Below are 14,032 nucleotides of genomic sequence, written 5' to 3' on the forward strand. Positions count from 1 at the left end.
CTACCACAATTCTTTTAATAGGTTTGTTTGTTCTCTATCTGGACCAACTGAGAAGATAGAAATTTGTACATTACATAATTCTGAAATACGCTCTAAATATTTACGTGCATTTTCAGGTAATTCTTCTAAAGTACGCACATTTGTTACGTCTTCTGTCCAACCTGGTAACTCTTCAAAGATTGGTTTACAACGTTTTAATTGATCTAAGTTTGCTGGGTACTCAGTAATTTCTTTACCGTCTAATTCATAAGCTGTACAGATTTTCACTGTGTCTAGGCCTGTTAAAACATCGATTGAGTTAATAGATAAATCTGTAATACCACTTACACGACGAGAGTGACGTAATACAACTGAATCAAACCAACCTACACGACGTGGACGTCCTGTTGTTGTACCGTATTCACGACCAACCTCTCTAATATGATGTCCATCTTCATCGAATAATTCAGTAGGGAATGGACCATCACCAACACGTGATGTATAAGCTTTACATACACCAATTACCTTTGAAACGAATGTAGGACCTACACCTGTACCAACAGTAACGTTACCTGCAATTGGATTACTTGATGTAACGAATGGATATGTACCATGGTCGATATCTAACATTACACCTTGCGCACCTTCGAAAAGTACCTTTTCATCTGCTACAAATGCATCGTCTAAGATTTTTGATGTGTCTGTTACAAATTCTTTTAAACGTTGACCTGCAGCATAGTATTCTTCAAAGATATCATCAAATGATGGACATGTTTCGTTAAACATACCTTTGAAATATGCTTGTTTATATTCAATGTTTGATTTTAATAATCTTTCGAATGTTTCTTTTTCAAGTAAATCTGCCATACGAATACCGATACGTTGAACTTTGTCTACATATGCTGGACCGATACCTTTTTTAGTTGTACCAATCTTATTGTCACCGCGTAAACGTTCTTCATATTCATCTTGTGCTAAGTGATATGGTAAAATCACTTGCGCACGATTAGATATACGTAAATTACTTGTAGGAATGCCACGTTCATTTAATCCGTCTAATTCTTTCAATAGTGCAACTGGATCAACAACGACACCGTTACCGATTACCGCTAATTTGTCTTTGTAAAAGATACCAGATGGTACTAAATGTAATTTATATGTTTCTCCGCCAAATTGAATGGTATGGCCTGCATTATTACCACCTGAAAAACGCGCGATAACATCTGACTGTTCTGCCAAGAAATCCGTTATTTTTCCTTTTCCTTCGTCTCCCCATTGTGTCCCAACTACTACGATTGATGACATGTGAGCACCTCCAAGTTTTTCTCATTTAACCATTTGATATTCTACCAATATCGAGACCATAATGCAAATAAAAATCGAACATTGATTTTCAGCCTTTTTAAAAGAAAAATCATTTTAACAAATCGTCTTCAACGTCCTAAAAACCCTTTAACAGAGGCGTTGACAGTACTAATCCATCACTTTCAATACACAAACTTAACATATATCAACCCGTTCAGAACAAAATAAAAACCGTACAATTTTATCATCGCAATGATTATTGTACGGAAAAACTTTTTTTACATCATATCAGCATGTGCATAATCGATATCTGTAAATTTATTATATTGTTTCATAAAGTGTAACTTAACTGTGCCTGTTGGACCGTTACGTTGCTTAGCAATGATGATTTCTATTTCACCGTTTTCATCATTCGTTTGTGGCTCAAAACCACCATCATCGTCATCATCTTCATCGCCGCCACGGTTATAGTAATCATCACGGTATAAGAACGCAACGATATCAGCATCTTGCTCAATCGAACCAGATTCACGAATATCACTCATCATTGGACGTTTATCTTGTCGTTGTTCAACACCACGAGATAACTGACTTAATGCGATAACTGGACATTCTAATTCACGGGCTAATGCTTTTAATGTACGAGAGATTTCAGAAACTTCCTGTTGTCTGTTATCGGACGCACGTGAACCACTACCTTGAATCAACTGTAAGTAGTCAATCACAATCATGTCTAAGCCATGTTCTTGCTTTAATCGACGACATTTAGAACGTAAATCATTAATTCGAATACCCGGTGTATCATCAATAAAAATCTTCGTACGTGATAATTTACCTACCGCTATAGTAAAACGACTCCAATCTTCCTCAGTCATAGTACCCGTTCTTAAGCGGTTTGAGTCAACATTTCCAGAACTACAAATCATACGTGTGGCTAACTGATCAGCACCCATCTCTAGCGAGAAAATACCAACTGTATACATATCTTCATGCGTTGCAACTTTTTGTGCAATATTAAGTGCGAACGCAGTCTTACCTACAGATGGACGCGCTGCAAGGATAATTAAATCATTTCGGTTGAACCCTGCTGTCATTTGGTCTAAATCTCGATATCCTGTAGGTATACCTGGTGTTTGACCACTATTTTGATCAAGCTCTTCAGCTGTTTCATACACTTGTCCTAAGACGTCTCGAATGTCTTTAAAGCCATCGCTTTCACGAGAAGATGATAGCTCTAAAATTCGACGTTCTGCATCACTTAAAATCGCATCTAGTTCAAGTTCATCATTATATCCATCATTGGCAATACTATCTGCAGTTTGAATCAATCTACGTTTTAATGCATGCTTAGAAACGATATCAGTATAATACTGAACATTTCGCGTCGTTGGTACATTTGTAGATAACTCTGCAAGATATTGCGGGCCACCCGCTTCATTCAACGTACCTTCCGTCGATAATTGATCCATCAATGTTACAACATCAATTTCTTTATTATCTTCATTTAAGTGCATCATTGCACGGAAAATATGTTGATGGGCACCCCTATAAAACGACTCAGGAAGCAAAACTTCCTGAGTAGTATTAATCAATTCTGGATCTATAATAATTGAACCTAAGACAGACTGTTCAGCTTCATTGTTATGCGGCATTTGATTTTGCTCATACATTCTATCCATGAATGGTTACACCTCTTATTTCAATCCAACTTTATTGTTCAACTGTGTGTACGCGAATTGTACCTTCAACTTCTTTATCTAATTTAACAGGTACATTCGTATATCCTAGGGAATGAATTCCATTTGGTAAATCCATTTTACGTTTATCAATTTTAATATCATGTTGTGCTTTTAGTGCTTCGGCAATTTGTTTTGTACTTACTGACCCAAACAATTTACCACCTTCACCAGTTTTTGCTGATACTTCAACTTCAATGTTTGATAACGTTTCTTTTAATGCTTTAGCATCTTCAATTTCTTGTTGGCGTTCTTGTTTTGCACGTTTTTTCTGTAACTCTAATTGTTTAAGGTTACCTGGTGTTGCTTCTACAGCATAATTCTTTTTCAATAAGAAGTTATTTGCATAACCTACTGGTACTTCTTTAACTTCACCTTTTTTACCTTTACCTTTAACATCTTGTGTAAAAATTACTTTCATGCATCTTCACTCCTACTTAATTGTTCTGTAATTGCTTGTTGTAATTGTGCTATCGCCTCTTCGACTGTCACACCTTTAAGTTGTGTTGCCGCATTGGTTAAATGTCCACCGCCACCAAGTGCTTCCATTGTTAACTGGACATTTACTGAACCGAGTGAACGCGCAGATATACCAATCAGATTATCTTCACGTCTCGCAACAACATATGATGCTTCAATACCTTCTAAACTTAACAGTTCATCTGCTGCTTGTGCAACTGTTACTGGATGATAAATTTTATCGTCTGAACCATGCGCAATTGCTATGCCATTATCTTCAACTTTTACAGTTCGAATTAATTCAGATCGATTAATGTAAGTATCCACATCATCTTTTAAGAAATGTTGCGTTAAAATCGTATCTGCACCATGTGCACGTAAATAACTCGCTGCATCGAATGTTCTTGATCCTGTTCGTAATGTAAAGTTTCTTGTATCTACAATAATACCTGCATACATCACTGTTGATTCAAGACGTGTTAAACGTTGTTCTGTTGGTTGATATTCCAGTAACTCTGTTACCAATTCAGCTGTCGAACTTGCGTATGGTTCCATATATATCAACAATGGATTAGAGATGAAGCTTTCACCACGTCTATGATGATCGATAACAACTTTACGGTTTGCTTTATTTAAGACATTTTCATCTAAAACCAGTTCCGGTTTATGCGTATCAACAATCACTACGGTTGTCTTAGATGTCATCATATCCCAAGCATCATCTGATGTAATAAATCGCTCTCTTAACTCTGGCTTTTTATCAATTTCGTTCATCACGCGTCGTAATGTTGGATCAATGTCAGTCTCATTTAATACGATGTATGCTTCTAAATTATTCATCATTGCAAATCTAGACACACCGATTGCTGCACCAATTGCATCTAAGTCAGGACGTTTATGTCCCATGATAATGACTTTGTCACCCTCTGCAAGGATATCTTTTAACGCATGTGAGATAACACGCGCTCTTACACGAGTACGTTTCTCCATCGGGTCAGTCTTACCGCCATAGAAGCGCACATTACCATTAATACTTTTAATTGCAACTTGGTCGCCACCGCGTCCTAATGCTAAGTCTAGGCCTGATTGTGATAATTCACCTAAATCGATTAAATTTTCAGTACCTTCACCAACACCAATACTTAATGTTAATTGGGCACGATAACCAACACTTTTTTCACGTAATTGACTCAAGATATCAAATTTAGATTCTTCTAAGTCAGCTAATATTTTTTGATTTAAATAGGCTACGAATTGATCGGAACTATACCTTTTAAAGAATATATTATACTCAGTTGCCCATCGACTAATAACACGCGTTACCATTGAATTGATTTCCGAACGCTGCGTATCATTCATATTTTGAGTAATCTCATCGTAGTTATCTAAAAATAATGTCGCAATGATTGGTTTAGAATTTTCATATAGTTCATTTGTTTGTACTTGTTCAGTTATATCAAAGAAATAGAGGCAGTGATCATTCTCAGAATAACGTACTTGGAAATGATACTGATTATATTCTATTTCAACGGATTTCACTCTATCTAATTGCTTTAAAATGTTTGGAAATACTTCATTTACAGATTCAGAAATGACATTTGCTTCCATATGATCTGTCATAAATTGGTTAACCCATTCGATGTGATCATTTTCATCTAAAACAATGATACCAATTGGTAAATGTTTGATTGCTTTATTATTTGTTGTTGAAATTTGAGCACTCAAACCATCTACATAACTATCCATTTTCATTAAAGCTTGTCTGAATAAAACGATGCTAACAATAATCATCACGACAAGAACGATAGATGCAATTAGTGCTATAAGACTATTAAAGATAAACCATACACCCATTAAAACAATTGCTGTGATGATCATGATGACAAATGGTATTAGTAAAGCTTTCTTAGTGGACTGCCGATTCATTATTCCACCTCTATTCACTTTTTAGAATTATTTTTCATGATTCGCTTCAAATTCAAACTTAAATCGATAACACCAAGTAGTCCTACAATATGTGTCGTAGGTGTCAGTATTGTACCGATAATCAATAGTAAAATCGTTACTGCATTCGGCAAACCTTTCGCTTTACCAAAGAAATGAATAACACTTAAACCTTGAATATACATTACTAATGATAACACAAGTTGGAAGTTTAAAAGAATGCTCTGGAACACACTCGGTTGACCTGTAAATAATAAACATATGATAACAATAATGTATATCCATAATAAAATACCGCTCATTTGCCACGCGAAAAGTGGCTTAAATACAGGTGTAGCGATTTTAAATTTTCGTAAAATCGGAAATGTAACGATTAAGTTAATTAAGACGATTAAAAATGTAATGATAATGATGAAACCTGGTAATTGAACGGTCGCTTGTCTAAACCCTTCTTCTAATATTTGGGTCATATTCGCATCGGCACCGCTCATCGTAATCGCTTCATGTAATGTTTGCTTGAAAGGTTTTACTATGCTCGCTGATGGTGGAATTCTTCCGAATGTTTGTAGTAACATAAAAGCGATTAATGAAATTAAGCTCATCGCTACTGTTGTTACGTATAATATTCTTTCTTTAGACGTTCTTTCTTTGAGCAATTGACCAATAATTAAACTTGCAATTAAGACTAATATGATGGCACTTAAAACGAAAGTATTACCTAAAACAGTTGTTATAATTACTGTAATAAGTGCACTAATCCCGAAAGATTGTATTGATTTATTCCATAAAACGATACCTGGTATGGTTGCAAACAATGCAAATATTAGTCCTAAACCAGGCACTAGATATAAAGCTAAAGCGACAAATACCAACGCAATCGTTGCAATTATTGTTGCTTTAGGTTGTATTTTTGAAAACACATAAGCCACTCCCATATTTTTAACTATAGCTATTATTTTAACCTCTTTAATGGAATTTAACAATTTATAGATTGTATGCTTCTATTTCATTTAATTGAATAATAACTTTCATGTTTTATAAGTAATTAACATACTCATTTGAATCGCTTTTGTGTGCTTTCATTTTCAACATGATTATTTAATCCCACTACATAGCAATCAAGCTTGATTTAGATTTACAATTCATTACCACTCTCATGTACTCTAGATGTTTTTGAATATGATAGCTGTGATTTAGTGGCTTCATTCTTTGAAAATATATATATTATTACTTACGCTTAAAATGCTTTAAATTTAAGAAATGATATAAGTTAGGTGCCCAGGTACTAAAGTTTAGTAGGAATCCATCATGCCCAACATTATCAGGCACGAAGAAATGACGATGATATTTAAAACGTTCACCTAATGCACGAACTTGATCATCCGGATATAGCAAATCATCTATGAACCCCATCGTTAACACTTTTGTTTCTAAATTTTTAAAAACATGCGTTACGTCTGTGCGACCTCGGTCAATGTTGTGACTATCCAATACATCTAGCAGTGTCAGATAACAATTCAAATCAAAATGTTCTTTAAATTTATTACCTTGATGTTGTTGGTATGCGACTACTTCATCCGGCGTGAAACGTTCATCATAACTTTTTGATGATCGATATGTCAAAAAACCTAATTGGCGTGCAATACTTAGACCTTCCTTACCACCAAGATGAATGGCTTGCCTTGCAATTTCATTGAAAGCTCTACTATAAGATGATGTTCGGCTTGTTGCAGCAAGGATAATGGCTTTATCTACTTCAAACTGTTGATTGTAAAGTAGTTCCATTGCTTGCATTCCTCCAAGGCTTCCCCCTATTAAAATATTAATCTTGTCATAACCAAGGGCTTGTATACCTCGTTCATTCGCTCTGACTATATCTCTTAATGTTAATTTTTTAGGAAAATGAGGGTCGTTTAAAGGTGAACTTGAACCGAAAGGACTACCAATAACATCAAATGTTAAAAATTGATAATCGTGAATGGGTATATATCCCCCATCAATAATTTCTCGCCACCAACCCGGATAATCATCTGTTCCATATGTTAAATGATTGCCAGTTAATGCATGACAAACTACAACTAATGGTTGTCCATGATAACCGACATGCTCATATCTCAAACGCAAGTTATCTATGACTTCCCCAGATTCTGTAATAAATTTCCCTAAATTTAAAGTATCTACTGTGTAATTTGTCATTGTTTTTTCCTCCTTAAACAAAAAAAACTTCTCACCCTATTGAAAAGTAAGAAGTCTTTATACTTATCATTCGAGTAACTCGTTGGTTTTAGCACCGTGCTATAAAGTCGGTTGCTGAAGTATCACAGGGCCAAGTCCCTCAACTTCTCACAATAAGAAATATGAAATTGTTATGTGTTAGTTGAGATTCAGTGATGAATTACTTTATCATTTAAAATGTTGTTATCATTGTCATGCGTTAGCCAAATCGCTTACGTATACACGATTCCCAATCTTAACATAGACGATTTGTATATCAGAATTTTCTGATTACTAACAGTTTACCTAAGTTTAAATATCTGTTCAATGATTTTCAGTTATTTTTAAAAGAAAAATCGTAATGCTGCCATGATAACAATCCCACTAATAATTGTAATAGTTAAACTACGCGTGATTATAGATAAAATAACCGTCGGAATGAGCGCGATAATGTAAGGGATGTTTAATGTATACCCCTCACCATGAGGCGTCTGTTGAATAATGCTGTCTATGACAAGTGCCGTAAATAGTGTGATTGGGATAAATGATAGCCATCGAACCACGACATCAGGCAATTGCACTTTTGAAATCATGATAAAAGGTATAATTCGAATTAATAGCGTTACGATACCACACAATAAAATAAGTATTAACATGTTCATATGAGTTATCATCGTTCCATCATCACTCCTAACGCTGCTGAAATTGTGGCTGCAATTAATATTGCTAGATATGAAGGCATAAACATACTTAGCGATAACATCATTACTATGACGGCAATAATGAGTACTATGTAAATTCTTAATCGCGATTTAGTAATTGATTCAAATTGCGCAATGGCCAAAAAGATAAACATAGCCGTGATAGCAAAATCTAACCCTAATGCTTGTGGATTCGAAATATACTCGCCAAACAATGCACCTGCTACACATGAAATTGCCCAAAATAAATATGCTGTGATATTAAGACCATGCATCCAACGATCATTGATAGCTTCTCCTTTTAAATAAGGTGTAATGGCGACGCCAAACGTTTCGTCAGTTACTAATGAACCTAATCCAACACGGTTCCAAAACCCATATGTCTTGAAGTTTGGTGCAAGCGACATACTTAAAAGGAACATTCTTGAATTTACGATAAATACAGTTAGTACAATCGCTGATATCGGTGTACCTGCTATAAACAACGCGCACATAATAAATTGCGCAGCACCGGCATATATAACAAGACATAACAAGACAATTTCTAAAATACTAAAGTTTTGAGACGAAGCCACAATACCAAATGAAATACCAACACCGGCATAACCCAATAATGTTGGGACACACTCTCGCACGCCTTGTCTAAAACTTAAATGTGTTGTCATCTCAACTACCTCCTTTGCCACTTTATATTTATATAATTACGAAAAAAATAATATACCTAGTCTAATACAGTTCTATATCACAAGCAATAACGTTAGACACTGGTTTGTCTGAAGTTAGACATACCGGAGTCTTTAATCAGCTTCATATTAACTTTTTATTTTTTTAGAATTTTCAATTTTTTATTTAAGACTACCTCCATATTTTCTATGGATTGTAGTTGTTTTTAAATACTAATTTTATAAATTTTTATATCTAATGATGAGTCTGGGATATTGATTCATGTACCACTCCCTTATAATCATCATCCCCTCCCCCTACCCTACTCCATCGATATTACTCATACTACATCAACGAAATCAGTATTTTATCGCTTAATTTCCTATAATAGTGATGCTCAAAATTGTTACGTTTTAGATTGTTTTAGTTCATCATAATTATCCCGTATTGTTGCTATAATGAAATGCGTTCACCCCATTAAACAACAAACTTAATTTATTGTTGTTATGTGCATTGGCTCACTACTATACTTTTACAGCACAAAAAAAGTGGCGACAGCTTCGTCACCACTTTTTAAAATATTATTTAAAGTATCTTGCCCTTGCTTTAAGTATACGTAGATATATACTTTTTAAAGCTTGTAGCTAAAGCCTTTATTTAACTGGTTTTGAAATTTGTGTTTTACCACCCATAAATGGTACTAATGCTTCTGGAATTGTTACTGTTCCATCTTCATTTTGGTAATTTTCAACAATAGCAGCAAATGTACGTCCAACTGCTAAACCACTACCATTTAATGTATGTGCTAATTCTGGTTTAGCTGCTTTGTCACGCTTGAAGCGGATGTTAGCACGACGCGCTTGGAAATCCGTACAGTTTGAGCATGAACTAATTTCTTTATAATCATTGTAGCTTGGTAACCAAACTTCTAAATCATATGTTTTGCTTGCACTAAATCCAATATCACCTGTACATAAAATAACACGACGATATGGTAAACCTAACTCTTCTAGAATTGCTTCTGCGTTTGTTGTCATTTCTTCTAAAGCATTCCATGAATCTTCAGGTTGTTCAAAACGTACCATTTCCACTTTATCGAATTGATGTAAACGAATTAATCCTCTTGTATCTCTACCTGCTGATCCTGCTTCACTACGGAAACATGCAGATTGACCAGTGAATTTTTCAGGAAGTACACCTGGTTGAATAATTTCATTACGGTAGAAATTCGTTAATGGTACTTCAGCAGTTGGAATTGTATATAATCCTTCTTTTTCTACTTTAAATAAATCTTCTTCAAATTTAGGTAATTGACCTGTACCATACATTGTATCTGCGTTCACAAGCTGTGGTACCATCATTTCTGTATAACCATGTTGTGTTGTATGTTTTGTAATCATATAGTTCATTAAAGCACGCTCTAATTGCGCACCTTCATTTGTTAAATATACAAAACGCGCACCTGAAACTTTTGCTGCACGATCAAAATCAGCCATTTTCAATTCTTCTACAATATCCCAATGTGCTTTGGGTTCAAATGAAAACTCACGTGGTGTACCCCACTTTTTAACTTCAACGTTATCTTCATCAGATTCACCTTGAGGTACATCATCACTTATTAAATTTGGAATACGACAAAGGATACCTGTCATTTTATTATCAATTTCATTTAATTGACTATCTTTTTCTTTAATATCGTCACCTAATGTGCGCATTTCAGCAATCACATCATCAGCATTTTCTTTATTACGTTTTTTTAATGCGATTTCTTCGCTTACTTTATTACGACGTGCTTTCATTTCTTCTGTTGCACTAATTAATTTACGTCGTTGCTCATCCAATTCTAAAATTTCATCTACAACTTTTGAATCATCTCCACGTAATTCAATTTTGCTCTTAACTGTGACAGGCTCATTTCTGAATAATCTAATGTCTAACATTAACCTTCATCCTTTCCCAAATAATTATCATTTATTATGGAATGACGTACGTCTTTATTTTTTAGAAAATAAAAAAAGACCACATCCCTACAAGGGACGTGGTCTACGCGTTGCCACCCTATTTAACAATTTAAGTTATAAAGATACACTAAACCTAAATTGCACTTCACTAAAATAACGGTTATCACCGATTGTTCTTTTAAATTAAGTAGGTAGATTCATATATATGTTGATTCTTGTTCACACTAACCACAAGCTCTCTGATATCGAACACTATATATTACTTGTCCTACGAACAATGTCTTATTAAGTTATTTTTAATATAGCAAACTATATTTGCTTTTTCAAGTAACGATTTCAAACATCGCTCATGTCGATTTAGTGACATGCAGTCGTTTGATAAATTGATTGCTTTAAATACTGTGCAACCGCTTCAATATCTTTATGAAATTGACGGTCATGTGTAATGGATGGCACGATACTTCGAAACTCCTCATATTTACGACGTGTTTTTGGTGATAAACCTTCAACACCTTTTAACTCTGCTGCTTGTAATGCAATAACACATTCGATTGCCAGCACACGTCTTGCATTTTCAATAATTTGATAACCATGTCTAGCAGCTGTAGTTCCCATAGATACGTGATCTTCTTGGTTCGCAGATGAAGTGATAGAATCAACACTCGCTGGATGCGCTAAAGTTTTATTTTCAGAAACGAGACTTGCAGCAGCATATTGCATAATCATCGCGCCACTTTGCAATCCTGGCTCTGGACTAAGAAATGCTGGTAAATCACCATTTAATTGAGGATTTACTAGTCGCTCTAAACGACGTTCCGATACGTTTGCTAATTCACTTACACCTAATTTAAGATGATCTAATGCAAAAGCAATAGGTTGTCCATGGAAGTTACCACCTGAAATAACAAACGTTTCATTTGCTTCCTCAAATATAAGTGGATTATCATTAGCCGCATTCATTTCAAATTCTAATTGCTGTTTAACATAATTGAATACTTGAAAACTCGCGCCATGGATTTGTGGTATACAACGCAACGTATATGCATCTTGTACACGTATTTCTGCTTGTCGCGTCGTTAATGTTGATCCTTCTAACCAATCACGCATACGCGCTGCCACATTAATCTGTTCTTGAAAATTACGAACAGCGTGCACATCATGTCTATATGCATCTATAATGCCATTAAGAGACTGATGCGTTAATGCAGCAATCCATTCAGATTGGTAACCTAAATCTTCTGATTCTATATAACTAATGACACCTTGAGCTGTCATAGCTTGCGTACCATTAATCAATGCTAAACCTTCTTTAGCCTGAAGGTTCAAAGGTTGTCTATTTAATTCTCTTAATACATCGTCACTATCCTTTTCTTCCCCTCTGTACAATACTTTCCCTTCACCAATTAATGCTAATGCTAAATGTGATAATGGCGCTAAATCTCCTGATGCACCGAGAGAGCCTTGCTGTGGGATTATCGGTATAATACGTTCATTTATAAAAAATTGTAATTGTCTCACTAATTCTAAAGTGGCACCTGAATGACCTTTTAATAATGTATTCAATCGTAAAATCATCATGACTAATGCTACTTCTTTTGAAAATGGCTCACCTAGTCCACAGGCATGTGAGCGTATCAGATTCACTTGTAATTCATTATATTGCGTCGGGTCTATACGTACATCACTAAATAACCCAAAACCTGTAGTAATACCGTAAACCGTTTCCTCATTTTCAATAATACGTTCAACTACCGCTCTACTTTTTTTGACACGTTCTAACGCATCATCAATAATTTCAATCTTTGATTGTTGTTGTAAAAATGATTTAATATCCTCAATTGTTAGTGTTTCACCATCTAAATATAAAGTCATATATGTTACCCCCTTGTTTATATTAAGTAACCCATCCTTCTTGAAGTATACGTTTTCATTTTTATTGAAACAATGGTTTTACGTACATTTATAACCTATTATCAGAGCACTATTGTAGTGCGTTAAAGGATATTAAGATTGTTGTAAGCATATTTAATAATTTATCTATTGACGAATTGCATATACAGGTATAGTATTTTCTATTGTATTTAACGACAAATAATAATGAATTCAGAAATTTATAATACATTTTGTTAAAAGTTACTATATATTTTTAAAATTGAATAAATTCGGAAAAGGCTTTTACATGGGAGGTTATATCACTATGGAAACGTTAAATTCTATTAACATTCCTAAGCGTAAAGAAGATTCACATAAAGGTGATTATGGCAAAATTTTATTAATTGGTGGATCTGCTAACTTAGGTGGTGCCATTATGTTAGCGGCTCGTGCATGTGTATTTAGCGGTAGTGGTTTAATCACTGTAGCTACACATCCAACAAATCATTCAGCATTACATTCTCGTTGCCCAGAAGCGATGGTTATTGATATTAATGATACGAAAATGTTGACGAAAATGATTGAAATGACTGACAGTATACTAATTGGTCCAGGTCTTGGCGTTGATTTCAAAGGAAATAATGCCATTACATTCCTACTACAAAATATACAACCGCATCAAAATTTAATCGTAGACGGCGATGCGATTACAATCTTTAGTAAACTGAAACCGCAATTACCTACATGTCGTGTGATCTTTACACCACACCTCAAAGAATGGGAACGATTAAGTGGTATTCCTATTGAGGAACAGACATATGAGCGTAATCGTGAAGCAGTTGATCGTTTAGGTGCAACTGTTGTACTTAAAAAACATGGTACTGAAATTTTCTTTAAAGATGAAGACTTTAAATTGACAATCGGTAGCCCAGCAATGGCGACTGGTGGTATGGGCGATACACTTGCTGGTATGATTACAAGCTTTGTCGGTCAATTTGATAACTTAAAAGAAGCGGTTATGAGTGCCACATATACACATAGTTTTATTGGCGAAAACCTTGCAAAAGATATGTATGTGGTGCCACCATCAAGACTTATCAATGAAATACCTTACGCAATGAAACAATTAGAAAGTTAGTCATTACTAATCATTGAATATAGTAAAGCATTACTTTCTAGCATAAAAATAAGACTCCCC

11 protein-coding genes, 1 riboswitch and 1 other annotated feature are annotated in these 14,032 nt (G+C 34.8%); of the genes, 1 reads left to right on the plus strand and 10 read right to left on the minus strand.

The genetic code is table 11. From position 1 onward, the window contains the following. The 10 genes from IDG66_RS03075 to hutH all read right to left on the minus strand — a co-directional run bounded on the left by IDG66_RS03075 (position 1) and on the right by hutH (position 12,834). Complete coding sequence (locus tag IDG66_RS03075) at positions 1-1,284, minus strand: adenylosuccinate synthase (protein WP_000095327.1); 1,284 nt, start codon at positions 1,282-1,284, stop codon at positions 1-3. A gap of 278 nt (positions 1,285-1,562) precedes the next feature. Then, positions 1,563-2,963, minus strand: coding sequence for a replicative DNA helicase (gene dnaB, locus IDG66_RS03080; protein WP_000375647.1), 1,401 nt, complete (start codon positions 2,961-2,963; stop codon positions 1,563-1,565). 31 nt (positions 2,964-2,994) lie between these two features. Then, complete coding sequence (gene rplI, locus IDG66_RS03085) at positions 2,995-3,441, minus strand: 50S ribosomal protein L9 (RefSeq protein WP_000864305.1); 447 nt, start codon at positions 3,439-3,441, stop codon at positions 2,995-2,997. Then, positions 3,438-5,405, minus strand: coding sequence for a cyclic-di-AMP phosphodiesterase GdpP (gdpP, locus tag IDG66_RS03090; RefSeq protein WP_001081643.1), 1,968 nt, complete (start codon positions 5,403-5,405; stop codon positions 3,438-3,440). Before gdpP ends, rplI begins: the two co-directional genes overlap by 4 nt. 14 nt (positions 5,406-5,419) lie before the next feature. Then, positions 5,420-6,358 carry a YybS family protein gene (locus IDG66_RS03095; protein WP_021286023.1) on the minus strand — a complete coding sequence of 313 codons (939 nt, stop codon included), beginning with the start codon at positions 6,356-6,358 and terminating at the stop codon, positions 5,420-5,422. A gap of 292 nt (positions 6,359-6,650) precedes the next feature. Further along, a complete protein-coding gene (metX, locus tag IDG66_RS03100) occupies positions 6,651-7,619 on the minus strand; it encodes a homoserine O-acetyltransferase MetX (protein WP_000186492.1) in 969 nt (322 codons plus the stop codon). 60 nt (positions 7,620-7,679) lie between these two features. Next, a riboswitch (SAM riboswitch) is annotated at positions 7,680-7,778 on the minus strand. Between the two features lie 203 nt (positions 7,779-7,981). After that, positions 7,982-8,311 (minus strand): AzlD domain-containing protein, encoded by a 330-nt coding sequence (locus tag IDG66_RS03105; RefSeq protein WP_000628050.1) that lies wholly within the window; start codon positions 8,309-8,311, stop codon positions 7,982-7,984. Further along, on the minus strand, positions 8,308-9,003 hold the full coding sequence (locus IDG66_RS03110) for an AzlC family ABC transporter permease (RefSeq protein ID WP_000207110.1): 696 nt from the start codon (positions 9,001-9,003) through the stop codon (positions 8,308-8,310). The genes IDG66_RS03105 and IDG66_RS03110 overlap by 4 nt, the downstream gene beginning before the upstream one ends. Positions 9,004-9,654: 651 nt before the next feature. Next, complete coding sequence (serS, locus tag IDG66_RS03115; protein WP_000884343.1) at positions 9,655-10,941, minus strand: serine--tRNA ligase; 1,287 nt, start codon at positions 10,939-10,941, stop codon at positions 9,655-9,657. An 89-nt stretch (positions 10,942-11,030) separates the two neighbouring features. After that, positions 11,031-11,240, minus strand: a binding site (T-box leader). Positions 11,241-11,319: 79 nt separating this feature from the next. Then, on the minus strand, positions 11,320-12,834 hold the full coding sequence (gene hutH / locus IDG66_RS03120) for a histidine ammonia-lyase (RefSeq protein ID WP_000177468.1): 1,515 nt from the start codon (positions 12,832-12,834) through the stop codon (positions 11,320-11,322). A gap of 325 nt (positions 12,835-13,159) precedes the next feature. Here hutH and IDG66_RS03125 point away from each other — a divergent pair, with 325 nt between their 5' ends. Continuing rightward, positions 13,160-13,972: an NAD(P)H-hydrate dehydratase gene (locus tag IDG66_RS03125; protein ID WP_000449218.1), complete on the plus strand. Its 813-nt coding sequence runs from the start codon at positions 13,160-13,162 to the stop codon at positions 13,970-13,972. Positions 13,973-14,032: the final 60 nt, after the last annotated feature.

Origin of the sequence: Staphylococcus sp. EG-SA-18, assembly GCF_017151825.1 — a bacterium.
In the GTDB taxonomy this organism is placed as follows: Bacteria; Bacillota; Bacilli; order Staphylococcales; family Staphylococcaceae; genus Staphylococcus; species Staphylococcus aureus.